Source organism: Salinicola sp. CPA57 (assembly GCF_003206035.1).
Lineage (GTDB): Bacteria > Pseudomonadota > Gammaproteobacteria > Pseudomonadales > Halomonadaceae > Salinicola > Salinicola socius.
In genome coordinates this window covers 52,157-76,428 of the sequence record NZ_PZJR01000012.1, presented here as the reverse complement: position 1 = coordinate 76,428, position 24,272 = coordinate 52,157, and the positions used below count along the sequence as shown (strand labels likewise).

21 protein-coding genes are annotated in these 24,272 nt (G+C 62.9%); 4 read left to right on the top strand and 17 right to left on the bottom strand.

Annotated features, from left to right (window positions below):
- Positions 1-130: 130 nt before the first annotated feature.
- From DOM36_RS15040 to yacG, 3 genes are all read left to right on the top strand, one after another.
- Positions 131-1,009 (top strand): A24 family peptidase, encoded by an 879-nt coding sequence (locus DOM36_RS15040; RefSeq protein WP_110643632.1) that lies wholly within the window; start codon positions 131-133, stop codon positions 1,007-1,009.
- A complete protein-coding gene (coaE, locus tag DOM36_RS15035) occupies positions 1,006-1,659 on the top strand; it encodes a dephospho-CoA kinase (RefSeq protein ID WP_110643592.1) in 654 nt (217 codons plus the stop codon). Before DOM36_RS15040 ends, coaE begins: the two co-directional genes overlap by 4 nt.
- A gap of 93 nt (positions 1,660-1,752) precedes the next feature.
- On the top strand, positions 1,753-2,025 hold the full coding sequence (yacG, locus tag DOM36_RS15030) for a DNA gyrase inhibitor YacG (RefSeq protein ID WP_110643591.1): 273 nt from the start codon (positions 1,753-1,755) through the stop codon (positions 2,023-2,025).
- A gap of 119 nt (positions 2,026-2,144) precedes the next feature.
- Here the strand turns inward: yacG and DOM36_RS15025 are convergent, their stop codons facing one another.
- From DOM36_RS15025 to DOM36_RS20500, 4 genes are all read right to left on the bottom strand, one after another.
- Entirely contained in the window at positions 2,145-3,101 is a 957-nt protein-coding gene (locus DOM36_RS15025) for a Nudix family hydrolase (RefSeq protein WP_075570558.1), read from the bottom strand.
- A 236-nt stretch (positions 3,102-3,337) separates the two neighbouring features.
- Entirely contained in the window at positions 3,338-4,546 is a 1,209-nt protein-coding gene (argJ, locus tag DOM36_RS15020) for a bifunctional glutamate N-acetyltransferase/amino-acid acetyltransferase ArgJ (RefSeq protein ID WP_110643590.1), read from the bottom strand.
- A 48-nt stretch (positions 4,547-4,594) separates the two neighbouring features.
- On the bottom strand, positions 4,595-7,342 hold the full coding sequence (gene secA, locus DOM36_RS15015) for a preprotein translocase subunit SecA (RefSeq protein WP_075570560.1): 2,748 nt from the start codon (positions 7,340-7,342) through the stop codon (positions 4,595-4,597).
- Between the two features lie 99 nt (positions 7,343-7,441).
- The gene (locus DOM36_RS20500) at positions 7,442-7,786 is read right to left on the bottom strand and encodes a hypothetical protein (protein ID WP_232823870.1); all 345 of its coding nucleotides are present in this window, start codon (positions 7,784-7,786) and stop codon (positions 7,442-7,444) included.
- 62 nt (positions 7,787-7,848) lie between these two features.
- Between DOM36_RS20500 and DOM36_RS15005 the strand changes: the two genes are divergently transcribed.
- The gene (locus DOM36_RS15005) at positions 7,849-8,334 is read left to right on the top strand and encodes a DciA family protein (RefSeq protein ID WP_075570562.1); all 486 of its coding nucleotides are present in this window, start codon (positions 7,849-7,851) and stop codon (positions 8,332-8,334) included.
- 145 nt (positions 8,335-8,479) lie between these two features.
- On the opposite strand, the gene lpxC is transcribed toward DOM36_RS15005, so the two are convergent.
- From lpxC to ftsL, 13 genes are all read right to left on the bottom strand, one after another.
- Positions 8,480-9,391, bottom strand: a complete 912-nt coding sequence (lpxC, locus tag DOM36_RS15000) for a UDP-3-O-acyl-N-acetylglucosamine deacetylase (protein ID WP_075570563.1) — start codon at positions 9,389-9,391, stop codon at positions 8,480-8,482.
- Positions 9,392-9,501: 110 nt separating this feature from the next.
- Positions 9,502-10,671, bottom strand: a complete 1,170-nt coding sequence (ftsZ, locus tag DOM36_RS14995; protein ID WP_075570564.1) for a cell division protein FtsZ — start codon at positions 10,669-10,671, stop codon at positions 9,502-9,504.
- Positions 10,672-10,701: 30 nt separating this feature from the next.
- Positions 10,702-11,973 carry a cell division protein FtsA gene (ftsA, locus tag DOM36_RS14990; RefSeq protein WP_075570565.1) on the bottom strand — a complete coding sequence of 424 codons (1,272 nt, stop codon included), beginning with the start codon at positions 11,971-11,973 and terminating at the stop codon, positions 10,702-10,704.
- Between the two features lie 336 nt (positions 11,974-12,309).
- Positions 12,310-13,029, bottom strand: coding sequence for a cell division protein FtsQ/DivIB (locus DOM36_RS14985; RefSeq protein ID WP_110643589.1), 720 nt, complete (start codon positions 13,027-13,029; stop codon positions 12,310-12,312).
- A 55-nt stretch (positions 13,030-13,084) separates the two neighbouring features.
- Entirely contained in the window at positions 13,085-14,494 is a 1,410-nt protein-coding gene (gene murC / locus DOM36_RS14980) for a UDP-N-acetylmuramate--L-alanine ligase (protein ID WP_232823877.1), read from the bottom strand.
- A 34-nt stretch (positions 14,495-14,528) separates the two neighbouring features.
- Positions 14,529-15,614, bottom strand: coding sequence for an undecaprenyldiphospho-muramoylpentapeptide beta-N-acetylglucosaminyltransferase (gene murG / locus DOM36_RS14975; protein ID WP_075570568.1), 1,086 nt, complete (start codon positions 15,612-15,614; stop codon positions 14,529-14,531).
- Complete coding sequence (gene ftsW / locus DOM36_RS14970; RefSeq protein ID WP_232823869.1) at positions 15,611-16,828, bottom strand: putative lipid II flippase FtsW; 1,218 nt, start codon at positions 16,826-16,828, stop codon at positions 15,611-15,613. Before ftsW ends, murG begins: the two co-directional genes overlap by 4 nt.
- Positions 16,822-18,234, bottom strand: coding sequence for a UDP-N-acetylmuramoyl-L-alanine--D-glutamate ligase (murD, locus tag DOM36_RS14965; protein WP_083941843.1), 1,413 nt, complete (start codon positions 18,232-18,234; stop codon positions 16,822-16,824). The genes ftsW and murD overlap by 7 nt, the downstream gene beginning before the upstream one ends.
- Before the next feature lie 4 nt (positions 18,235-18,238).
- Complete coding sequence (gene mraY / locus DOM36_RS14960; RefSeq protein WP_075570569.1) at positions 18,239-19,321, bottom strand: phospho-N-acetylmuramoyl-pentapeptide-transferase; 1,083 nt, start codon at positions 19,319-19,321, stop codon at positions 18,239-18,241.
- A gap of 9 nt (positions 19,322-19,330) precedes the next feature.
- A complete protein-coding gene (murF, locus tag DOM36_RS14955; protein WP_198651299.1) occupies positions 19,331-20,686 on the bottom strand; it encodes a UDP-N-acetylmuramoyl-tripeptide--D-alanyl-D-alanine ligase in 1,356 nt (451 codons plus the stop codon).
- The gene (locus DOM36_RS14950) at positions 20,683-22,215 is read right to left on the bottom strand and encodes a UDP-N-acetylmuramoyl-L-alanyl-D-glutamate--2,6-diaminopimelate ligase (protein ID WP_110643587.1); all 1,533 of its coding nucleotides are present in this window, start codon (positions 22,213-22,215) and stop codon (positions 20,683-20,685) included. The genes murF and DOM36_RS14950 overlap by 4 nt, the downstream gene beginning before the upstream one ends.
- On the bottom strand, positions 22,212-23,942 hold the full coding sequence (locus DOM36_RS14945; RefSeq protein ID WP_110643586.1) for a penicillin-binding protein 2: 1,731 nt from the start codon (positions 23,940-23,942) through the stop codon (positions 22,212-22,214). Before DOM36_RS14945 ends, DOM36_RS14950 begins: the two co-directional genes overlap by 4 nt.
- Positions 23,939-24,268 carry a cell division protein FtsL gene (ftsL, locus tag DOM36_RS14940; protein ID WP_075570573.1) on the bottom strand — a complete coding sequence of 110 codons (330 nt, stop codon included), beginning with the start codon at positions 24,266-24,268 and terminating at the stop codon, positions 23,939-23,941. Before ftsL ends, DOM36_RS14945 begins: the two co-directional genes overlap by 4 nt.
- Between the last annotated feature and the right edge of the window lie 4 nt (positions 24,269-24,272).

The window sequence follows — 24,272 nt, the reverse complement described above, 5'->3', positions numbered from 1 at the left end:
CAACCGCGTCCGCTCCGGGTTCTCGGCGTCGGGCGCCTAGCGGCAAAAGCGCTCGACAATGAATCTCGACCTCAGCGCACTCAAAAGCCAGCTTTCATATGCGTTACCCTTAGCGCTGACTATTTATTCGATGTTCGTGGAGCTTCCGTTGTCCGATCTTCCCCCTTTGCTTACTTGGCCGCTGGCGTTCGTGTTTGGCGCTGTGGTGGGTAGCTTCCTCAACGTGGTCATCGTGCGTCTGCCGGTGATGCTGATGCGGCGCTGGCGTGCCGAGGCGCTGGAAGCGCTGGAGCAGCCGGCAGAAGCCGATTCCCGCTACAATCTGGCGACGCCGCGCTCTCACTGTCCCAGCTGTGGGCATTTCATTGCCTGGCATGACAACTTGCCGCTGGTTGGCTGGCTCAAGCGACGCGGCCGTTGCGCGGCGTGTGGTACGTCGATCAGCGCCCAGTATCCGCTGGTCGAGCTGGCAGCGGCACTGCTGTCAGTGGCGGTCATCGCACTTCACGGGGTGGATTGGCAAAGTCTGTGGTTGATCGGCGCCTGCCTGAGTCTCCTGGCCCTGGCGGTGATCGACTGGCGGACCCAGCTGTTGCCGGATGCGTTGACCCTGCCGCTACTCTGGGCCGGGCTGCTTTACCAATGGCTGTTCGCACCGCTGATGCTGGAGAGCGCCGTGCTGGGCGCTGTCGCCGGGTATCTGTCGCTGTGGTCGGTCTACTGGCTGTTCAAGCTGGTTACCGGCAAGGAGGGCATGGGCTATGGTGATTTCAAACTGATGGCGGCACTCGGTGCCTGGCTCGGCTGGCAGAGCCTGCCGCTACTGCTATTGCTTTCCGCAGGCGTGGGGGCGATCGCCGGTCTGATACTTATCGCGTCTCGCCAACAGGATCGAGATCAGACGATGCCCTTCGGCCCCTACATCGCGCTGGCCGGATGGATCGTGCTGCTGGTCGGCGCTCCCCTGCTGGCAAGCTATCAGGCGCTGCTACTGGGAGGCTGGGGATGAGCACCCACGTCACGAAGACCGAGGGTAAAAGCGGTACCCGGGTCGTCGGTGTCACCGGCGGGATCGGTTCCGGCAAGAGCGCGGTGGCGGAGGCCTTCGGCGCCCTCGGCATCGGTTGGGTCGACGCGGACCACGTGGCCCGGGAAGTCGTCATGCCCGGCGAGCCCGCCCTGGTCGCCATTGCGCAGCGCTACGGTCCGACGATCCTCGACGCGAACGGCACCCTCGACCGCCGCGCGCTGCGAGCCCGGATCTTCGACGACGAGAACGAACGTCAATGGCTGGAACGGGAAACGCATCCGCGTATCCGCCAGCGGCTGCTGACGCACCTGGAGCGGCTACGCGACACCGGCGCGCCCTACTGCCTGCTGGTATCGCCGCTGCTGATCGAATCCGGGCAACATCAGTTGGTCGACCGGATTCTGGTCGTCGATGCCCCCCGGGACATTCAGATTCAGCGTACCCTGGCGCGAGACGGTGTCGACCAGCGCCAGGTGGAATCCATACTGGCGGCTCAGAGCCCTCGGGAACGCCGCCTTGCAGCGGCCGACGACGTCATCGACAATGGTGGCGACCGACACAACCTGCAGGAGCAGGTTGCCCGCCTGGATGCCAGGTATCGTCAGCTGTTCGCTCAAGCGATCCAGTGACTCGCGACACAGTTGTCTTCGCGTGACAGCGCTTATACGACAGCGCTTGTGCGACCGCCCTTACACAACAGCCATCGACACGACATTTTCCCCATGACTCGACGTAACGACCCAAGCAACGATGCCAGTCACGATTCAGGGACGGGGTCAGGCGCGACCAAAACGCTGACCGTTGCCTGCCCGCAATGCCGGAAATCGGTCGAGTGGACGTCCGAGAATCCCTATCGCCCGTTCTGTTCGAAGCGCTGCAAGCTGCTCGACCTGGGCGCCTGGGCGGACGGTTCGCACCGCATCGCAGGCGAACCTCACATGGACGAAACCGAACTCGACGAGCTCATCGACCGACTCGAACGCGGTCAGGAATGACGCTGCGGGATCCCGTCCCGCGATAACGCGATCCAGATCCCGCCAGCCCCGACTCGAACGACAGACGCCGCGCGAATTGCGCGGCGTCTGTCGTCATGCCTCTCGATAGCCTGTCGGCGTCAGTCGCTATCGTTACGCCAGAAATCCCGAATCGAGGCGATACCCTGGGCACCGACGGCCCGGGCCTGATTGGCGTGGTGGCGCGTCATGCCGCCCAGCGCAAAGACCGGCATCGCGGCCGTCTCCACCATCTGCTGGAAATCGTGCCAGCCAATGGTCGTCGCGTCCGGATGCGACGGTGTCGGCGCCAGCGGCGACAGGGTGACGAAATCGCAGTCGATCAGCCCCGCCTGGGCGAGCTGCTCGTCGCCGTGGGTCGATGCGCCCAGCCACTTGTCGCTGGGGATGGGACGGTGCTTGAGCTCCATCAGTCGCGCGCTGGTCAAGTGGATGCCATCGGCATCGACACGCTGCAGCCACTCAGGGTCCGCGTTGAGCAGCAACTTGGCGCCATGTTCGCGGCACAGCGCGAGCGTCTTCTCGGCGCGAGCCTGATAGGCAGCGTCGTCCAGCCCCTTGGCGCGGAGCTGCACCAGACGGATGCTGTCTTCCTTCAGCGCCCGCTCGAGCCTGGCCAGAAAGGCGTCGTCGTCCGCGGCCTCGGCAGTGATCAGGTACTCCTGAGGCAGCGCTACCGCCCGGAGAATCGGCAGATTGGCCGCCGGGAACGGATAGTTGGGCAGATCGTCGACTTCGACCCAGCGCACCGGCTGGCCTTCCCGGCCATATGGATCGCCGTCGTATTCCCGCACCTGCCAGACATCCAGCAGAATATGCTTGTCGGCATATTCGTGGTTCACGCGGATCAGCGGCTGAGCACGTACGATCTGAATGCCGAGCTCCTCGCTCAGTTCCCGCTTGAGCGCCTCGAGCCCGGTTTCGTAGGGCGCCAGCTTGCCCCCCGGAAATTCCCACAGACCGCCCTGGTCGACTGTCGCAGGGCGTCTGGCGATCAGCACTCGTCCGTCGCCGCGAATGACGGCTGCTGCCGCTACATGGACCCGTCTTTTGATCATTTTGCTCAGTCTCTCGTACCACTGCTGTGTTTACGCTTTGTCTGAAAAATGCCTGCGCTCGCCGTTACGGCGTTGAAAAACGGTTCGAAATACTCATTTACACTCTCGTAAACTGGTGCGCCAGCCCGGTCCGTTTTCGCCGACTTCTGCCTTGTCTGGCCACCGCTCGTCGATTTTTCAGACAGGCTTGACCTTGACGCGCGAGGTCGTCATGGCGCGCAACGTCTAAAGATCGATCAACTCCGATAATCCGCGTTGATCGATACGTAATCGTGGGACAGATCCGATGTCCAGACCGTGGCATGGGCATCACCACGGCCGAGCCGAATGCGGATGACGATCTCTTCCCGAGCCATCACTCGGGCGCCGGCCTGCTCCGTATAACTGTCGGCACGCCCCCCGTGTTCGACCAGTCGCTCGTCGCCGAGATCGATGACGATGCGATCGACGTCCAGCTCTTTTACCGGCGCCCGGCCCACCGCCGCGAGAATACGCCCCCAGTTGGCATCGCTCGCATAGAGAGCGGTCTTGACCAGCGGCGAATGCGCTACCGTGAAAGCTACCGCCCTCGCCTCGTCGACGCTCGAGGCCTGTTCGACCTGAAGCGTGACGAACTTGGTCGCCCCCTCGCCATCGCGAATAATCGCCTGGGCCAGCTCAGTCAGCACCGAGGTCAGCGCCTCACGGAAACGCCGCTCGTCCTCGGCCGACTCGACCTCGGGACCGCGCCCGGTGGCGATCAAGGTACAGGCGTCATTGGTGGAGGTATCGGAGTCCACCGTGATGGCATTGAACGACACCTGAACCGCGTCGCGCAGCCACTGCTGGAGCCTGACCGGATCGATCTTGGCATCGCAGGCGACGAAGCCGAGCATGGTCGCCATATTGGGCTGAATCATGCCCGAGCCCTTGCTGATGCCGTTGATCGTGACCGTACCACCGCTGAGTTCGAGCTGGGCCGATGCGCCCTTGATGCGGGTGTCGGTGGTCATGATGCCTTGGGCGGCCAGTGCCCATCCCTCCTCGCTCAAGGAGGCCAGCGCTGCGGGCAGGCCGGCGACAATGCGCGCCACCGGCAGAGGCTCGCCGATCACGCCGGTCGAGAACGGCAGTACCTGATGGGCATCGACACCGGCGAGATCCGACAGCGAGGCACAGCAACTCTCGGCATCCTGACGCCCGCGCACCCCGGTGCCGGCATTGGCGTTGCCGGTATTGATCAACAGATAACGCGGCGCCGCTGACTGCAGATGGTCCCGAGCGACGTGCACCGGGGCAGCGCAGAAGGCGTTGCGCGTGAACGTTGCTGCCACCGTTGCCCCTTCCGGCACCTCGATCACCACCAGATCACGCCGATTCGGCTTCTTGATCTCCGCCATCGCCGTGCCCAGCCGCACGCCGTCGATGGCGGGCATCTGCGGAAACACTGACTTACCTACCGCCATGTCGATTCTCCTTGGCGGACTCGGGCCGGGCCCGAGTCCGGAACCCACTCAACTCAGCGTGCCGTGGCACTGCTTGTATTTCTTGCCGGAACCGCACGGGCACGGGTCGTTACGACCGACCTTGGGGCCCTCGCGGCGCACCGGCTGGGCGTTGGCGTCGTCGGTTTCGACCTCGGACTCGGGCCCCGCGCCCTCAGCGGTCTGCTGGGCGGCGGCGACCGCGTCCTCATGTACCGATTGGCTGGAAGCCTTCTCGCGCTCCAGTGCTTCACGGCGCTGACGCTCCAGATCCTCGACCTCTTCCTGACGACGAACCTGAACGTGGCTGAGAATACGCGTCACGTCGTGCTTGATGTTGTAGAGCAGCGACTGGAACAGCTCGAAGGCCTCGCGCTTGTACTCCTGCTTCGGATTCTTCTGCGCATAGCCACGCAGATGAATGCCGCGACGCAGATGATCCATCGACTGCAAGTGCTCCTTCCAGCGAGTATCGAGCACCTGCAACATCACCTGTTTCTCGAAGCGCCGCATCATGTCGGCGCCGATCGCCTCGACCTTGGCGACGTACTGGCCGCGATGCTGGTCCAGCAGACGCTGACGCAGCACTTCCTCGTTGAAGTTGTCATCCTCTTCCGCCCACTGCACCAGCGGCAGGTCGAGATTGAATTCCTGCTTGATCTGATCCTGGAGCCCGGCCAGTTCCCACTGTTCCGGCAGGCTCTGCGGCGGCACGTAGTCGGAGACCGTCTGCTCGAGCACTTCGTCGCGGATGCTGGCGATGTTGTCGGAGATCTCGTCGGCGGCGAGGATATCGTCGCGCTGTTCGTAGATGACCCGACGCTGGTCGTTGGAGACGTCGTCGTACTCCAGCAGCTGCTTACGAATATCGAAGTTGCGCCCCTCGACCTTCTTCTGCGCCCGCTCGACCGCATTGGAGACCATCTTGTGCTCGATGGCCTCGCCTTCTTCCAGCCCCAGCGCGCCCATCAGGCGTTGCACGCGATCCGACCCGAACAGACGCATCAGGCTGTCTTCCAGCGACAGGAAGAAGCGTGTCGAGCCGGGATCGCCCTGACGACCGGCACGGCCGCGCAGCTGGTTGTCGATTCGTCGGGATTCGTGGCGCTCGGAGCCGATCACGTGCAGGCCGCCGGACTCGAGAACCGCCGCATGGCGCTGCTGCCAGTCGGCCTTGATTGCCGCGATCTGCTCTTCGCTCGGATTGTCGAGCTTGGCGACCTCGGCTTCCCAGTTGCCGCCCAGCACGATATCGGTACCACGACCGGCCATGTTGGTCGCCAGCGTGATCGCGCCCGGACGGCCAGCCTGAGCGATGATCTCGGCCTCGCTGTCGTGCTGCTTGGCGTTGAGCACGTTGTGGGGAATGTTCTTTGCCTGCATCAGCTTGGAGAGATACTCCGACGTCTCGATCGAGGCGGTACCCACCAGCACCGGACGATTGGCCTCGCGCTGGGTATTGACGTCCTCGATGATCGCGGCGTACTTCTCTTCGGCGCTCAGGTAGACCAGGTCATTCAGATCCTGCCGAGCCAACGGCCGGTTGGTGGGAATGACCAGCACGTCGAGACCGTAGATGTGATTGAACTCGAAGGCTTCGGTATCGGCGGTACCGGTCATCCCCGCCAGCTTGTCGTAGAGGCGGAAGTAGTTCTGGAAGGTGGTGGAGGCCAGCGTCTGGCTCTCGCGCTGGATCGGCACCCCTTCCTTCGCCTCGACTGCCTGATGCAGGCCTTCCGACCAGCGCCGCCCCGGCATGGTACGGCCGGTGTGCTCATCGACGATGACGACGTTGCCGTCGGCGACGATATAGTCGACGTCGCGGTGATAGAGACAGCGTGCGCGAAGCGCCGAGTGGATGTGCTGCAGCAGCCCCAGATTCTGTACCGCGTAGAGCGAATCTTCGGCTTTCAGCAGACCCGCTTCCCGCATCAGTGTCTCGACCTGCTGGTGACCTTCTTCGGTCAGCTCGACCTGTTTCTGCTTCTCGTCGATCAGGAAATCGCCGGTGGTCGGGTCTTCCTCGTCGGTGCACTGCTTGAGCTGCTTGGAGAGCGTATGGATCGTGCGATAGAGCTCGACGTTTTCTTCGACCGGACCGGAGATGATCAGCGGCGTACGCGCTTCGTCGATCAGGATCGAGTCGACCTCATCGATGATCGCGTAGTGCAACGGTCGCTGGACCTTGTCCTGCAACGAGAACGCCATGTTGTCGCGCAGGTAATCGAAACCGTACTCGTTGTTGGTGCCGTAGGTGATATCGCAGGCATAGGCCTGACGCTTCTCTTCGTTGGGCTGCCCCGAAGCGATGACACCGACACTCAGGCCAAGAAATTCGTACAACGGGCGCATCCAGTTGGCGTCACGGCTGGCCAGGTAGTCATTGACCGTGACCACGTGCACACCCTTGCCGGGTAGCGCATTGAAGTAGACCGCCAGGGTACCGACCAGGGTTTTACCCTCGCCGGTCTTCATCTCCGCGATACGCCCATCGTGAAGCGCCATGCCCCCTACCATCTGGACGTCGAAATGGCGCATGCCCAGAACCCGCTTGCTCGCCTCGCGAACCGTGGCGAATGCCTCCGGCAGCAATGCATCGAGCTTCTCGCCATCGGCGAGTCGCTGACGAAACTCGGTCGTCTTGGCCTGGAGTGACGCGTCATCGAGCGCCTCGAACTGGGCTTCCAGGTCGTTGATCGCCACCACCTGCTTGCGCATGCGCTTGACGTCGCGGTCGTTCTTGGAACCGACCAATTTATGTAGCAATCCGTTCAACATGATCTATTTCCTGCCTGACTCGGTTTCCTGCATAGCTCTGAGAAGGCGATGCCATGACAGCTGCATCGACCCGCGATGAGATGAATCGTATGACGATGATCAGGCGGGTACAGGCGGGCCACGCCGAGAGATGACGTCCAGCGCAGCGCTGGCGATCACGACGGGTTCGGAATATCCGGGTAACGGCGCAAGAGAAGCTGTGGCCTGAGGATGCGTGGGGCGTTTGGCGGCAACGCGAGCGACGCGTCGAGACTCGGCACGAATGGCCTCCGGGGCCATCAGATAAACCTGGGTCAGACGCTCTGCCAGCCGCATGGCTTCCGCATGCATCAAACCCGCGGGCAACAGACAGCCGACCAGCACACTCGCCAGCCACCAATGGGCTCGCTGCCGGGGGCGCCATACGGCACCACGCTGACCGGACTGCGCTTTGGCCGAACTCATGCTGTCGACGAACTCCGCGTCGTGATAGGTTTAGCGGGTCTATCCCCACCGCGTGCAAGCCGATGAGTATAAAGGCTAAGCGTTTGCGAGCCCAGCCCGTTTCCCGACTCCTGACCCAACCGGGGGGGTTGGGCGACGTGATGCGCATGGCAACGCTGATCGAACGTGCCCAGAGCCACTTGAGACACCAGCTGCCGCCGGATGTGGCCGAGCATATCTACGTCGGCGGCTACCATGACGGCGTTTTGACGCTGATCACCGATCGCGCAGCCTGGCTGACCTGGCTGCGCTACGAGCAGCCACGCTTGCTCAAGCTGCTGCATCAACTGCCGGGGTTCGAGGCGGTGATGAAATTCTCGCTGAAGGTGCGCCCGATCCGACCGGTCAAGGCGATTCCGAGACAGACGCGGCGGCTGTCTCAAGCCGGGGCCGAAGCGCTGTCCGATTGCGCGGAAGGTCTGGAAGAGTCACCGCTCAAGCGGTCATTGAATCGGTTGGCATCCCACGCCCATGCGCCGCCGGAAACCGGCAGCGACTCGAGCTCGTGACACCGGCCTCATCCGTCTCTCACACCAGGGTGGCAACTGGCCGCACCTGCCGCCCACCGTTCAAACGCGAAAACGCCGATCCAGGAATCGGCGTCGAATTCTACGGCAGAACGGCATCGTCCCGTTGGCGATGACCGGAGGCTCATCAAGCCATGGCAGGCGCTGCGTAGGAGATCGGTGCGGCCTGAGTCGCTTCTTCGAAGGTCACGATTTCGTAAGCCTCAGGGTGCGCAAGCAGTTCGCGGCACAGCTGGTTGTTGAGACCATGCCCGGACTTGTAGCCCTTGAATTCCCCAATCAGGCTGTGGCCCAACTGGTACAGGTCACCGATCGCATCCAGCATCTTGTGCTTTACGAACTCGTCGTCATAGCGCAGTCCGTCCTGATTGACGATGCGGTAGTCATCGAGAACGATGGCATTGTCCAAGCTGCCGCCCAGCGCCAGGTTTTGCGAGCGCAGGAACTCCAGGTCGCGCATGAAGCCGAAGGTGCGTGCGCGAGAGACCTCCTTAACGAAGGAAGTGGTGGAAAAATCGACGCTGGCCGTCTGCTTCTGCTGCTCGAAGACCGGATGATCGAAATCGATCGCGAAGCTGACCTTGAAACCGTTGTGAGGCAAGAAGGTCGCCTGCTTGCCGTCGTCGCTGACAGTGACTTCCTGCTTGATGCGAATGAACTGCTTCGGCGCGGCCTGCTCGGCGATACCCGCTGACTGAATCAGGAACACGAACGGACCCGCACTGCCGTCCATGATCGGCACCTCGGGGGCGCTCAACTCGACGTAGGCGTTGTCGATACCCAAGCCGGCAAACGCCGACATCAAATGTTCGACCGTGGCAACCTTGACGCCATCCTTGGATAGCGCGGTACACAGATTGGTGTCGGTAACGCTCTCGGCATGCGCCGGGATATGCACCACCGGGTCGAGATCAGTACGTACGAACACGATACCCGTATTGGGCGTTGCGGGCCGCAGCGTCAGATACACTTTCTCTCCGGAATGGAGTCCCACGCCTGTGGCGCGGATCGTGTTCTGCAACGTTCGTTGTTTGATCATGGGCATCGACCTGCCAGTCAAATAGTTTGGAAACGGTGTTCACTATAACACCAACCCACCGCTTCACCAACCATATCGACGTTACAGAATGATGATCGGCGGTTAACCGATCAATCAGCCTGACGACGCAAGAAGGCCGGAATGTCCAGATAGTCGTCCATATCGGAGGTCTTGCGCTTATCCTGAGGCGACTTCTTGGCAGCAGCTTCCTGCTCGGCACGCGCGGCTTGCTGGCGCATCACGGCAGGCTGCTGAAGCTTGCGGTAGTCGGTCGTTTCGGGACGTGAAGCGACAGTCTCGCGCGGCACCGCTTTTTCTTTCTGGGCATCCAGGCCAGCGGCGACCACGGTCACGCGCAGCTCGTCCGACATTTCCATGTCGATGGCCGTGCCTACGACAATGGTAGCGTCCTGAGAAGCGAACTCCTGAACCGTCGCACCGACATCATTGAATTCACCAATGGAGAGATCCGGGCCGGCCGTGATATTGACCAGAATGCCGCGCGCGCCGTGCAGATCGATATCTTCCAGCAGCGGGCTGCGAATGGCCTTCTCGGCAGCTTCGCGAGCGCGATTCTCGCCAGTCGCGGCACCGGTCCCCATCATCGCCATGCCCATTTCGGACATCACCGTTCGCACGTCGGCAAAGTCGACGTTGATGATACCGGGGCTGGTGATCAGTTCGGCAATGCCCTGAACGGCGCCCAGCAGCACGTCGTTGGCAGCGCTGAATGCAGTCAACAGACTGGCATTCTTGCCCAATACCGACAGCAGCTTTTCGTTGGGAATGGTGATCAGCGAGTCGACATATTCGGAAAGCTCTTTCATTCCCTCTTCCGCCGCACGCATGCGCTTCGGTCCCTCGAACGGGAACGGGCGCGTCACGACCGCGACAGTCAGAATACCGAGCTCCTTGGCGACCTGAGCAACGACGGGCGCGCCGCCGGTACCGGTACCGCCACCCATGCCGGCCGTGATGAAGATCATGTCTGCACCCTGCAGCATGTCCGCGATGCGATCGCGATCTTCCATCGCCGCCTGGCGACCGACATCCGGATTCGCGCCCGCGCCCAGCCCTTTGGTGATCTCGCTACCCAGCTGAAGCACGGTCTTGGCCGCCACGCGCTTGAGCGCCTGGGCATCGGTGTTGGCGCAGATGAACTCGACGCCTTCGATGTTACTCTCGACCATGTGGTTGACGGCATTACCGCCGCCGCCGCCGACACCGATGACTTTGATGACTGCACTACTAGAAGGTGCGTTATCTACTAGTTCGAACATTGCCCCGTCTCCAAGACCGCTTGCGGCCTGTCAGAAATTTCCTTTAAACCAGCCTTTGAGTCGCTCCAGCGTCGAAACCTCATCCCTGGTTGCGCGCCGGGGAAGTGAAACTTCCCGTTGAGGCTGGGCTGATACTGCGCGAGAGTGCTTGGCGTCTTTCATTCCGTAGAGTAGCAAACCTACCCCTGTCGAATAAATCGGGTTGCGCACCACGTCCGCCAAGCCGCGGACATTGTACGGGCAAGCGATACGAACCGGCATGTGGAATATCTCCTCCGCCAGCTCCACGACCCCTTCCATTCGGGAAGTCCCCCCCGTCAACACGATCCCGGCCGCCACCAGATCCTCGTAACCGCTGCGACGCAGTTCTTCGCGCACCAGAGTGAAGAGTTCCTCATAACGGGGTTCGACCACTTCCGCCAGAGCCTGGCGGGAGAGATCCCGCGCCGGACGATCGCCGACACTGGGAACCTTGATCATTTCGTCGCTGCTCGCCAGCTGTGTCAGCGCGCAGGCATATTTGACCTTGATGTCTTCGGCATACTGGGTTGGCGTACGCAGCGCCATGGCGATGTCGTTGGTCACCTGGTCGCCGGCGATCGGAATGACCGCGGTGTGACGAATGGCGCCTTCGGTGAACACCGCAATGTCGGTCGTGCCGCCTCCGATATCGACCATGCAGACGCCGAGTTCGCGCTCGTCCTCGGTCAATACCGCATGACTGGAGGCCAACTGCTCGAGAATGATGTCGTCGACTTCCAGACCGCAACGCCGCACACACTTCTCGATGTTCTGGACGGCATTCATCGCCGCCGTCACCAGATGCACGCGCGCTTCCAGCCGTACGCCGGACATGCCCAGAGGCTCTCGGATGCCCTCCTGGGTATCGATCGCGAACTCCTGCGGGATGACGTGGAGTACACGCTGGCCTTCGGAAATGGCACGGGCACGGGCGGAATCGATGACACGATCGATATCCGCGGGCGCGACTTCACGCTCCTTGATCGCCACGACGCCATCGGAGTTCATGGAACTGATGTGACTGCCGGCAATGCCGACGTAGACGGAATGGATGTCGCAGCCAGCCATCAGTTCGGCTTCTTCGACGGCGCGCTGAATCGACTGAACGGTTGATTCGATATTGATCACCACACCCTTCTTCATACCTCGCGAAGGATGCGAGCCAATCCCGGCAATTTCCAACCCGCCATCATCAGTGGGCTGACCCACGATGGCGACCACCTTGGATGTTCCGATATCCAGCCCGACCACCATATTGGAAGCGTTGGATTGTCCTGCCATAGGTCGGGGTCGCTCCTCAAACTTGACCGATAAACCGAATAAAAATGGGCCAATAAAGATTCGCGCTTATTATAGGAACAAGACGACCTTTTTCACCAGCCCATTGGTGAAACAAAAGCCACATTAAGCGCTTTTTCTTTAAAAGGGAAATAGGGAAAGAGTCTGAGAGCTAATTAAGCCCCCTCGACATGGCGGAACGCGCCGATCGTGAAGGTTAAGCGTGCGACGACGAGCAGGATATCGACTTCCACCGGGCGCACTTCTTGCGGGATAGAAGGCGCCGAGACGGCGCCAACTGCGGGCTCGGGGCAAGCTTAACTGACGGCGGGGTGCAGACTAATCATGGGAGACAGCTGTCGTTTCGCCATGCTTGGCCACCGAAACACCATTGGGATAACGAAGATCGATGTAGCGTATCTGCGACGCCTCTTGCCCCAACTGTCGCTTCCATGCAGCAATAAAACGTGCCAGTCGTGCATCCAAGTCCGTACGTCCGAGAATGACCCAGACACCATCATTGACTTGAAAGCGCCAGGCGCCACGTGGCTCCAGCCTCAGTTGGGTGATCGAAAGGCCCAGCTCCGCCAGTGCGCGACGTAGGGAGTCGTAGTAGCCGAGCACTTCTCTCCCCGATCCGGCGGGCCCGCCAAGATCCGGCAGGCGGCGGCCGAAATCACTTACCGGTCCGGGCGCGAAAGGCTGACCGCGGGTGTTCAATAGCTGTTCATCATTCCAACGGGCTACTGGATCCTGTTCGTAGAGCACAAAGCGCAGCGTGTTGGGCCACTCGCGCGACACGGTGACCTCTCGCAGCCAGCCGATCTGGCGTGCCTCGTTGCGCAGATCGGTCAATGACAGGGAGAGCCAGGTATGCCCGCGCACCAGGGGCGCCAGCTCTTTCTGCAGATAACTCGCACTCACGTAATTCAAATCGCCGCTGATCGACACGCGAGCAATGGGCTTGTCCAACCACAACCATAACGCTCTGCCGCCGGCGCCGATGAGCACCACGATCATGAGTACGCCGAGCAGAGTACCCCGGGCGCTGGAATTCATGACGTTTGTCCTGTCTTGACGATGGCGAGACAGGACCAGCGACGTCTCGACAGACTCAAAGGAGCACCTCGTCGAGCTTCAGCGCGGCGTGAGCGAGCCCTTGCGCGATGCCGCCGATATCACCGGCACCCTGCGTGATCAGGATGTCGCCCGGTCGTAGCACTCGCGCGAGAATATCCGGCAACGCCGATTTCTTCTCGATGAACAGCGGATCGACCTGGCCTCGTTGGCGAATGGACCCTGCCAGCATCTTGCCCTCTGCTCCCGGAATCGGGACTTCGCCGGCACTGTAGACGTCCAGCAGCAATAGCGTGTCGACACCGGAGAGAACCCTGACGAAATCCTCGTACAGATCCCGGGTGCGGGTATAGCGATGAGGCTGATAGATCATCACCAGACGACGCTCCGGCCAGCCGGCACGCACCGCCCGAATGACCATTTCCACCTCGCGCGGATGATGGCCATAGTCGTCCACCAGCATCACCTCGCCCCCTTCGGGAAGCGGGTAATGCCCATGCACCTGGAAGCGTCGACCGACACCCCCGAACGACGCAAGCCCCTTGACGATGTCGTCGTCGCCGACGCCGGCATCGGTCGCCACGGCGATCGCAGCCAGCGCGTTCAATGCATTGTGGGTGCCCGGCATGGCCAGCGTGATCTTCAACGAGGCGAAGCCGTCAGGGCGTTCGGCGACGAATCGAATGGTGTCGGCCGTCTGGTGGAAATCCCGCACTCGATAATCGGCGTCTTCGCTGAAGCCGTAAGTCACGAATTGGCGCTGAACCTGGGGCAGCAATTCACGCACATTGTCATCGTCGAGACACAGCACGGCACGCCCGTAGAACGGCAGGTTGTGCAGAAATTCGATAAAGGTCGTCTTCAGCCGCGAGAAATCGCCGTCATAGGTCGCCATGTGATCGGCGTCGATATTGGTGACGATGGCCGTCATCGGCTGAAGATGCAGAAAGGAAGCGTCCGATTCATCGGCCTCTGCGACCAGAAAGTCGCCGGATCCCAGTCGCGCGTTGGTGCCCGCGCTGGTCAGCTTGCCGCCGATCACGAAAGTGGGATCGAGCCCCGCTTCGGCGAACAACGTCGAAAGCAGGCTCGTGGTGGTGGTCTTGCCATGCGTGCCGGCAACCGCGATACCGTGACGAAACCGCATCAGCTCGGCCAGCATCTCGGCGCGACGCACGACCGGAATACGATGCTCGCGGGCCCACTGGATCTCCGGATTGGTCGGATCGACCGCGGTCGACACCACGATGACGTCGGCGCCCTCGGCATTGACCGCCGCGTGTCCGATGGCCACTCGGATCCCGCACTCTCGCAGGTGGTGGGTGACCGCCGACTCGCGCAGGTCACTGCCGCTGACCGCGTAGCCTTCGTTGACCAGGACTTCGGCGATACCGCACATGCCGGCGCCACCGATCCCCACGAAATGAATGCCACGAATGCGCCGCATGCCGAGATGCGAGCGCGCCGGGCGTGTCTGAATGCTATCGCTCAAAACCAATCTCCATGCAGCCGTCGACCAGGCGTTCGACGGCATCGAGGTGGGCTACCCGGCGTGCCTGGACGGCCATCCGCGCCAGCACGTCGGGCTGTAAAAGTGACTCGAGCGCCGCCTGCAAACGCTCGGGGGTGAGCTCGGATTGCTGTATCAGCTCCGCGCCACCGGCATCGACCAGATGGCTCGCATTGTGGGTCTGATGATCATCGACCGCGTGCGGAAATGGCACCAGCAACGACGGCTTGGCTGCCGCCGTCAGTTCGGCAATGGTCAGCGCGCCGGCGCGACAGACGATGATATCCGCCCAGTCATAAGCCTCGGCCATCTCGTCGATGAAGGCGCTGACCTCCGCCTCGACACCCGCAGAACGGTAGGCTTCAAGGGTGACCTCGTCCTTGTCCCGCCCGGCCTGATGCCGCACTTGCGGACGTGCTGCCGGCTCCAGCGACGCCAGCGCCACCGGCAATTTCTGGTTGAGCGACTGCGCGCCCAGCGAGCCGCCCAGCACCAGCAACCGCAGGGCGCGACCACTCATCTGCGCCGCGGTCCTGGGCCGCTCGCCCAACGCGGCGATATCCTCGCGCACCGGATTCCCCACCACCTCGGCCCTGTCGCCGGGAAAGGCCCCGGGAAACGCCGCATAGACGCGCGTGGCCAGACGGGCGAGCGAGCGGTTGGTCAATCCGGCGACGGCGTTCTGCTCGTGCACGACCAACGGCTTGCCGCTCAAGCGTGCGGCCAGACCGCCGGGGCCGCTGGCGAATCCCCCCAGACCGACGACCAACTGGGGGTCGAAACGACGAATCACCTGGCGCGACTGCCAGACGGCGCGCGTCAAACGCCACGGAATCGCCAGCCATCCAGCCAGGCCATTGCCGCGCAAGCCAGCGATCTCGATCCGATTGAGCGGGATGCCGGCGGCGGGAACGAGACGATTCTCGATTCCCCGCGGGCTGCCCAGCCACTCGATAGCCACGCCGCGATCGCTCAGGGCCTTGGCCAGCGACAGCGCCGGGACCACGTGCCCTCCCGTCCCGCCAGCCATGATCAGTACCCGTTTCAGTTCGCTCATAGGGTCGGCTCCACCGCCTCGCCCGGGGGCCGGGTGTCATCTTCGCTTCCGGCCGAGGGTTTCGGCCGCCGCTGCAGCCGTCTGACCTCGACGTCGACGCGAAACAGTATCGCCATCATGATCCCGCTAATGATGAGACTCGAGCCACCATAACTCAAAAGCGGTAGCGTCAAGCCCTTGGTCGGCAGCATGCCGGAACTCACCGAGATGTTGATGAATGCCTGGGCCCCGATCACCAGAGCGATCCCGTAACAGAGATACGCCGCAAACGGGATACCGGCCAATTCGGCCTTGCGCCCGATCCGGAAAGCGCGAAACACCAGCAGTGCGAACAGCAGGATGACTCCCACGGCGCCGAACAATCCCAGTTCCTCGGCAAGCACGGCAAACACGAAATCGGTATGCGCCTCGGGCAGATAGAAGAGTTTCTGGACGCTATTGCCAAGCCCCAGCCCGAACCAGTGACCACGACCGAAGGCGATCAGCGCCTGGGTTAGCTGATAGCCGGTGTTGTATTGGTCCGCCCACGGATTGGCGAAGCTGGTGATGCGTTGCAGACGATAGGGCTCCGCCACCGCCAGCATGACCGCGCCGGAGCCGACGATGGCCAGGATCAGCAGGAACCGCCACAGCGGCGCCCCCGAAAGCAGCAGCATGCCCATGACGCAGCCGGTCAATACCACGACCGCACCATAGTCCGGCTCGAGAATCAGCAGAAAACCGATCAGCGCCATGACCGCCAGCGGTCGCATGAACGCGCCCCAGCTCCGACGCACCTCCGGCAGGAAACGTTCGAGATAGCCGGCGACGTAAACGATCAGACACAGCTTGGCGACTTCCGACGCCTGAACGTTGATGATGCCGAGCGAAATCCAGCGCCGGCTGCCGTTGATCTCGCGGCCGACGATCAGCACCGTGAACAACAGCAACAGCGCCACGATCAGCATCAGCGGCCCTTTCTGACGCCACCAGTCCAGCGGCAGGCGTACCGCCACCAGCCCGACGCCGATCGACGCCAGCACGAAAATGCCGTGACGAATGCTGAAGTAGTATGGGTTGCCGGTAAGACTGGCGGCGATTTCGGTAGAGGCGGAGGTCACCATCACCCAGCCGATCAGCATCAACGACAGCGTCGACAGCAAAAGCCAGCCGTCGAATGACTGATGTCGCGTGGTCAGCCGCGCCTGCGACGTCTTCACCATGGCTTTCAACATTCGGCTTCCTGCCCTTGTTCGAGCTGCCCTTGGTCAAGAAGCGCGCGAAACGCCTCGCCGCGCGCCATGTAGTTGGGAAACTGATCGAGACTCGCACAGGCCGGCGACAGCAGCACGCAATCTCCGGCCTCGGCGATCGATGCCGCCCGCTGCACGGCCTGTGCCAGCGTATCGACGCGATGCGTTGCCACCCGATCCTGCAGCGCCGCCACCAGCTGAGGCGCGTCCTGCCCGAAAACGATCGCTTCGCGGGCGTGTTGCGCGAGCGGCGCCGCCAGCGGCGTGAAGTCCGCCCCCTTGCCGACACCGCCGCCGATCCAGATCAATTGGCCGGTCAGGGTCTCGCCAAGGCCGGCAATCGCCGCCAGCGTTGCGCCAACGTTGGTGCCTTTGGAATCGTTGATCCAGCGCACCCCGCCGCGCTCGGCCACGATCTCGCCACGGTGCGGCAAGCCGGCGAAACGGTCCAGTACATCACGCATGAGCGCCTGCGGTATCCCGATGACATGCCCGATCGCCAGGGCCGCCAGCGCGTTGGCCTGATTGTGACGCCCAGCCAGACGCAGTTCGCTAACCGGCATCAGCGGTTTCCGGCCATGGCACAGCCACTCGTCGCCTTCGAGGTCCGAGATGCCCCAAGCTCCGCCTGCCGGCGTTCGTGTGGTGAACCGCTCGCAAGGGATCGAGGTGTCGTCGGGCCAGGTGGCCGCATCGTCGGCATTGACGACGACGTGCGCCGCGCCCTCGAAAACACGCGCCTTCGCCTGACGATAGCCGGCCATGTCTCCATGTCGATCGAGATGATCGGCGGACAAATTCAGGAAAGCGGCGCAGATCGCCCCCAGTCCCTCGAGCGTTTCCAGCTGAAAGCTCGAGAGCTCCAGCACGAAAAGCTCGGTGTCGGGCTGATCGATCAGCAGATCCAGCGCGGCGTCTCCCAGGTTGCCGCCCACGGCCACACGCTTACCGGCCCGCCGCGCCATCTCGCCGACCAGCGTGGTCACGGTGGATTTGGCATTCGACCCGGTGATGGCCACGATCGGCGCCCTGCAGTGGCGAGCGAACAGCGCGATCTCGCCGAGGACGCGCTCCCGCACCCTGTTCAAGCCGGACGCCTCGAGATCGACGCCGGGGCTGACGACGATGTCGTCGAACGTGCGCAGGTCCAGGGCGTCAAGGCTGCCGAGATGGATCTCGACATCCGGGAACGACGCCCGGAACGCCTCGATGCCGGGCGGCGAGACTCGGGTGTCGGCGAGCATGAATCGCTCGCCCCGATGCGTCAGAAAACGGGCGATGGCGCGGCCGGATATGCCCAGCCCGACCACCAGCCAAGGCGTCGCGGGCGGGTGAGCAGAGACTTTCAGAGACGTCGAGGCCGACTTGGCAGGCACCTGTTCGGTCATGAAATCAACGCAGTTTCAGCGTCGCCAGTCCCAGCAGGACCAGCATGACGGTGACGATCCAGAACCGCACGATCACTCGCGGCTCCGGCCAGCCCTGGAGCTCGAAGTGGTGATGCAACGGTGCCATGCGGAAGATACGCCGCCCGGTCAGCTTGTAGGAACCGACCTGAAGGATGACCGAGACCGTCTCCATCACGAAGACGCCGCCCATGATGAACAGCACGATCTCCTGGCGCACGATCACCGCGACGATACCCAGCGCCGCGCCCAGTGCCAGCGCACCGACATCGCCCATAAACACCTGGGCGGGATAAGTGTTGAACCACAGGAATCCAAGCCCCGCGCCGGCGATGGTGCCACAGAACACGGCCAGCTCACCGGCACCGGGCACTTCCGGAATATGCAGGTAATTGGCGAAGACGGCGTTGCCGCTGGCATAGGCGAATACCGCCAGCCCCATCGAGACCAGCACCGTCGGCATAATCGCCAGGCCATCGAGACCATCGGTCAGGTTGACCGCATTGGAACTCCCCACGATGACGAGGTAACTCAGCACGATGTAGAACACACCCAGCGGAATCACCACATCCTTGAACAGCGGCACGATCAAGCTGGTCTCGACCGGACTTGCCGCGGTGAAATAGAGAATCAGCGAAGCGCCGAGGCCGATCACCGACTGCCAGAAATACTTCCAGCGTGCCGGTAGCCCGCGAGGATTTTTCTCGACCACCTTGCGGAAGTCGTCGACCCAGCCGATGGCGCCGAAACCCAACGTCACCGCCAGCACCAGCCACACGTAATGGTTGGTCAGATCGCCCCACAGCAGTGTACTGACCGCGATGGAGACCAGGATCAACGCGCCGCCCATGGTCGGCGTTCCTGCCTTGGACAGATGCGACTGCGGGCCATCGTCACGCACCGCCTGGCCGATCTGGCGCTCGACCAGACGCTTGATCATCTGCGGACCCATCCACAGACTCAAGAAAAGCGCCGTCAGCGTGCCCAGAATCACGCGCAGCGTCAGGTATCCGAAAACATTGAAAGCACTTTGAAAATGGGTCAGCAGTTCAGCCAGAAAAAGCAGCATGAGTCAGATTCACCTTGAGGCATCATCACGCAGCGCGGCGACGAGTCTTTCCATGCCGGCACTGCGCGAACCCTTGACCAGCACGCTGGCCCGGGAAGGAAGCTGATCCTGGGCAAAACGCTCGAGCGTTGCCCAGTCATCGAAATGATGGCCTTCGTGACCGAAGGCCTCGGTTGCGGCACGTGCCGGTTCCCCGTACGTGCCCAGAAAATCGATACCGAGATCGAGCGCGCATCGCCCGATCTCGGCATGTAACCGTTCGGAATCGCGTCCCATCTCACCCATCGCGCCGAGGAAGCACCAGCGCGGGGCGGGGAGCGACGCGAGCGTTTCAAGTGCCGCTCGCATCGCACCGGGGTTGGCGTTATAGCTATCGTCGATGACGACCCCGCCGCGTAGACCTTTGACCACCTGCATTCGCCCGGACATGCTGCGGCAAGCTTCGAGGCCGGTCGCGATTTCCGCGGCGCCGAAGCCGAGCGCATAGGTGGCGGCCGCGGCGGCCAGGGCGTTGCGCACGTTGTGCCGGCCCATCAACGAAAGCGCGATACGGACCGACGCTTCGCCCGGCAAACAAAGCGTGAAAGCATAACGCCCGCCAGAGTCACAAGCCAGATCGCGGGCCATGACACTGGCATCATTGTCGATGGCAAAGTCGATGACTCGAGCCCGCCCCGACAGCGTCCGCCAGACCGGAAAATAGGTCTCGTCACGATCGAGAACGGCGCAACCGTCGATCGACAGGCCGGCCAGAATTTCGCCCTTGGCCTGCGCGATCTGCCCCATGCCGCCGAACTCACCGACATGCGCGCCGGTGACATTGGTAATGACGGCCACCTGCGGCCTCGCCTGCGCCGTGGTCCAGGCGATTTCGCCCAGGTGATTGGCACCCAGCTCGATCGCCGCATAACGATGTTCGGCGGTGAGCTCGAGCAGCGTGAGCGGCGCACCGATGTCATTGTTCAGATTGCCCCGCGTCGCCAGCGTCGGCGAGCGCCGGCTCAGTATCGAGGCGAGCATCTCCTTGACCGTGGTCTTGCCACTGTTACCGGTCACCGCGATCAACTTGCCGTCCCAGGCGAGCCGGTGCGCCCGCGCCAGCAGCCCTAGCGCCAGACGCGTATCCGGCACCTGGATCTGCGCCAACGGGTCATCCACCGGATATGACACGACGGCGCCGATCGCGCCTTTTTCACGCGCCTGGGCCAGAAAATCGTGGGCATCGAAACGCTCGCCCTGCAGCGCCACCAGCAGGTCACCGGGCAGAAGCGCTCGGGTATCGGTGACGATCCGCATCACCGCGGCGTCTGCCCCCTTGAGCGAGGCGCCGAGACGCGCGGCAACAGCGCTGAGCTTGTCGCTCATGCGGTTGTCTCCCGCATCTGACATAGCGAGGTCGCGACATCGACATCGCTGAACGGATGCCGCACGCCGGCGATCTCCTGATAGTCTTCGTGGCCTTTGCCGGCGATCAGCACGATATCGTTGGGTCTGGCCGCTTCGATGACGCGCTCGAGCGCCCGACGTCGGCCATCGACGGACCAGACGAGCGCCTGCGCCGCTGGCGACAAGCCAGCGACGATCTGGTCACGGATGAATGCCGGATCCTCGCTGCGCGGATTGTCATCGGTGACCACGATGCGGTCTGCCAGCCTCTCGGCCACGCCGGCCATCAGCGGACGCTTGCCGCTATCTCTATCACCGCCGCAACCGAACACGCACCAGAGCTCGCCACCGTCCTGGCTCGGCAGATGCGCGCGCAAGGCGGACAGCGCGTTCTCCAGCGCATCCGGAGTGTGCGCATAGTCCACCACCACGATGGGCGCGGTGGCATCGGCCCCGCACGGCAATCGCTGCATGCGCCCCGGCACCGGCTGCAGCTGTGCGGCGGCCTGCCAGAGCGATTCCAGCGAGTATCCCAGCCCGTAGAGTGTCGTCATCGCCGATAACGTATTGTCGAGGTTGAAACGCCCCATCAACGGCAGCTCGAGAACGCCCTCGTTGTCGGGTGTCGCGACGATAGCGCGCAGGCCATTGGGCAAGGTTTCACAGTCGACGACACGCAGCGTCGTGACGTCGCTGCTACCGGTCGCCAACACCCTGACCCCTTGCCGCAGACCCGCCAACATCAGCCGCGCCAGCGGATCGTCGCCGTTGACGACCGCCAGCTTTAGCGTCTCGCGCCTGAACAGTCGCGCCTTCGCCGCCGCGTAAGCCGCCATGCTGCCGTGATAGTCGAGATGATCGCGACTCAGGTTGGTGAAGACGGCGGCGTCGATTCGGGTATCGCCCAGTCGCTCCTGTGCCAACGCATGAGACGAAATCTCCATCGCCACGACGCCGACCCCATCCATCGCCATTTCACCCAGCATCTGCTGCAGCGCCAGCGCACCCGGCGTGGTCTGCACTGCGGGGCGCACCGCGCCGGGCCGACCATACCCTAGCGTACCGATCACGCCGGCCGGGGTACCGAGTCTTTCCAGCAGCGCGGCGATATAGTGGGTCACCGAACTCTTGCCGTTGGTGCCGGTCACTCCGATCAGCGTCAGTGACTCCGGCACGTCGAACAGCCGACGACCCAGCGCTGCCTGCTGCTGCGTCAGCCCGGGCATGGCGAGCACCCGCGCATCCGCCCGCCATTTGGGATCGAGCCCGTCGGCCTCGCATAGCACGCCCGCAGCGCCCGCCTGCAGTGCTTCCTCGATGAACTGCCGCCCGTCGGTTCCGACTCCCGGCACCGCCACGAACAGCTCGCCGGCCTTTAGCTGTCGGCTATCCAGGACCAGCGTCGCGTCAGACGATTCCGGTAGCCAGGACGCCAGTCGCTCAGGTCTCGCGACTTCAGGCCAGAGCGAGGTCAACGCGGTCGCGAGCGTCGCGGTGTCGATTCTCATGGCTTGGACTCCTGTTCCGCCCCGTCGGACGGTGCATCGGGAGGGACATCGAGCAACCGCAAGGCGCTGCCGACGACGCGACTGAACACCGGAGCGGCGACCAGACCACCGTAGTAGTCACCCTTCTTGGGGTTGTCGATCATCACCACGGTGACGATACGCGGATTGGATGCCGGGGCAATACCGGCGAACAGCCCGCGGTATTCGACTTCCTGATACCCCGTGCTGGTCACCTTGCGCACCGTGCCGGTCTTGCCGGCGATCTGGTAGCCGGGCACCATCGCCAGATGCCCGCCCGCATTGGGTTGAACGATCTCTTCCATCATCGCCAGCAGTTCGTGGGCGATACGCGGCGAAACCACCTGCTCGCCGTCCGGATCCCCATTGAGCTTGAGCAGCGACGGCGACAGCCGTTTGCCATCGTTGGCAATCGCGGTATAGGCGCTCGCCAGCTGCAACGGCGTCACGGCAACGCCGTAGCCGTAGGCCATCGCCGCCTGGGCGCTGCGCGGAAGGTTGACCTGCGATGGCAGACTGCCGCTGTTCTCCCCCGGGAAACCGGTGCCGGGAGACTGGCCCAGCCCCAGCTCGCGATAGCGATTCCAGATCGCATCCTTGGGTAGCGTCAGGGCAATGTGCGACATGCCGATATTGGAGGAGTGCAGCAGGATTCCCGCCGGCGTGAGTTTGCCGTAGTTGCGAAAATCGCGAATGGTGTAGCCATCCACCACCATCCAGCCAGGCGAGGTATCGATGATGCTTTCCGGCGTGAACTGATCGGAAGCGAGGGCTGCCGACATCGCCAGCGGCTTCATCACCGAGCCGGGCTCGATGGCATCGGTGATCGCCTGGTTGCGCAGCCCGCGAACATCGACGTCGCTGCGATTGTTGGGGTTGTAGGATGGCAGGTTGGCCATCGCCAGCACCTCGCCGGATCGCGCATCCAGCATCACCAGCGAACCGCCGTCGGCATCGTTCTGACGGATCCCCGCTGCCAACTCCCGATAAGCCATGTACTGCAGCCGCAGATCGATCGACAGGGTCAGATCGCCGCCGGGCTTGGCCTCTTCGATCAGGTGCAGATCGCGGACCAGATGCCCCTTGCGATCCTTGAGCACGCGCCGCTTGCCGGGCTGACCGGTGAGATAGCGATTGTAGGCAAGCTCCAGCCCCTCCTGCCCCTTGTCGTCGACGTTGGTCACGCCGACGAGCTGCGCCGCCACTTCCCCTGCCGGATAGTAGCGCTTGTATTCGTCGCGGGAGTAGACGCCGGGCATCTGCAGATCGAGAACCGGTTTGGCCGCGGCGGGCGTGAGCTGGCGACGCAGATACATGAACTCATGATCGGCGTAGCGCGCGATGCGGTCTTCGAGCTGGCGGGGATCGACCTTCAGCGCCTGCGCCAGCAGGGTCTGCTGGATGGGATCCTTGGGCAGTTCCTGCGGATTGGCCCACAGCGTGACGACGGGCGTCGAGATGGCCAGCGGATCACCGTTGCGGTCACTGATCATCCCGCGATGAGCGCCGATGGTCTCGACTCGCAGGGTGCGCGCATCGCCCTGATTCTGCAGGAAGCTGCGATCGATCACCTGGAGATAGACGACACGCCCCACCAGCGCGGACAGCGCCACCAGAATCACGAGCAGCATGAACCAGTAGCGCCCCGCTCCCAGCGGTGCGTCCGGTCGGCGCTTCCTGTCGGTGGCGGCGCGTCTTGCCGCACTCATGGATGAATCACCTTCACTTCATCGACACTCGGTACGCGCATGTTCAGACGCTTGCTGGCCAACGATTCGATGCGGGCCGGCGAGGACCAGGTGCTTTCCTCGAGGAGCAGGCGCCCCCACTCCGTCTGCAGCGAATCCCGCTGATTCTCCAGCTTCTGCAGTCGGGCGTACTGCACCCGGGTCAGATGCGACGTGCTGATGATGGCCAGCGCCGTTATCAGCAACGCGATGATCACGATACCCAGCAATGAAGCGCGCACTCCCAGGCGTCGCGCGAAGGGCCAGTCACCGGCCTCCAGCAGACTGCGTCGTCCTTGAACGGCCATGTTG

Coding starts and splice junctions, on each gene's coding strand:
- secA (WP_075570560.1), bottom strand. CDS start 7,342: ATGTTGAACGGATTGCTACATAAATTGGTCGGTTCCAAGAACGACCGC.
- DOM36_RS15040 (WP_110643632.1), top strand. CDS start 131: ATGTTCGTGGAGCTTCCGTTGTCCGATCTTCCCCCTTTGCTTACTTGG.
- yacG (WP_110643591.1), top strand. CDS start 1,753: ATGACTCGACGTAACGACCCAAGCAACGATGCCAGTCACGATTCAGGG.
- DOM36_RS14945 (WP_110643586.1), bottom strand. CDS start 23,942: ATGAGTGCGGCAAGACGCGCCGCCACCGACAGGAAGCGCCGACCGGAC.
- DOM36_RS15005 (WP_075570562.1), top strand. CDS start 7,849: ATGAGTATAAAGGCTAAGCGTTTGCGAGCCCAGCCCGTTTCCCGACTC.
- murC (WP_232823877.1), bottom strand. CDS start 14,494: ATGCGGCGCATTCGTGGCATTCATTTCGTGGGGATCGGTGGCGCCGGC.
- DOM36_RS15025 (WP_075570558.1), bottom strand. CDS start 3,101: ATGATCAAAAGACGGGTCCATGTAGCGGCAGCAGCCGTCATTCGCGGC.
- coaE (WP_110643592.1), top strand. CDS start 1,006: ATGAGCACCCACGTCACGAAGACCGAGGGTAAAAGCGGTACCCGGGTC.
- argJ (WP_110643590.1), bottom strand. CDS start 4,546: ATGGCGGTAGGTAAGTCAGTGTTTCCGCAGATGCCCGCCATCGACGGC.
- ftsZ (WP_075570564.1), bottom strand. CDS start 10,671: ATGTTCGAACTAGTAGATAACGCACCTTCTAGTAGTGCAGTCATCAAA.
- lpxC (WP_075570563.1), bottom strand. CDS start 9,391: ATGATCAAACAACGAACGTTGCAGAACACGATCCGCGCCACAGGCGTG.
- murD (WP_083941843.1), bottom strand. CDS start 18,234: ATGACCGAACAGGTGCCTGCCAAGTCGGCCTCGACGTCTCTGAAAGTC.
- ftsA (WP_075570565.1), bottom strand. CDS start 11,973: ATGGCAGGACAATCCAACGCTTCCAATATGGTGGTCGGGCTGGATATC.
- murF (WP_198651299.1), bottom strand. CDS start 20,686: ATGAGCGACAAGCTCAGCGCTGTTGCCGCGCGTCTCGGCGCCTCGCTC.
- DOM36_RS14950 (WP_110643587.1), bottom strand. CDS start 22,215: ATGAGAATCGACACCGCGACGCTCGCGACCGCGTTGACCTCGCTCTGG.
- ftsW (WP_232823869.1), bottom strand. CDS start 16,828: ATGTTGAAAGCCATGGTGAAGACGTCGCAGGCGCGGCTGACCACGCGA.
- DOM36_RS20500 (WP_232823870.1), bottom strand. CDS start 7,786: ATGAGTTCGGCCAAAGCGCAGTCCGGTCAGCGTGGTGCCGTATGGCGC.
- murG (WP_075570568.1), bottom strand. CDS start 15,614: ATGAGCGAACTGAAACGGGTACTGATCATGGCTGGCGGGACGGGAGGG.
- ftsL (WP_075570573.1), bottom strand. CDS start 24,268: ATGGCCGTTCAAGGACGACGCAGTCTGCTGGAGGCCGGTGACTGGCCC.
- mraY (WP_075570569.1), bottom strand. CDS start 19,321: ATGCTGCTTTTTCTGGCTGAACTGCTGACCCATTTTCAAAGTGCTTTC.
- DOM36_RS14985 (WP_110643589.1), bottom strand. CDS start 13,029: ATGAATTCCAGCGCCCGGGGTACTCTGCTCGGCGTACTCATGATCGTG.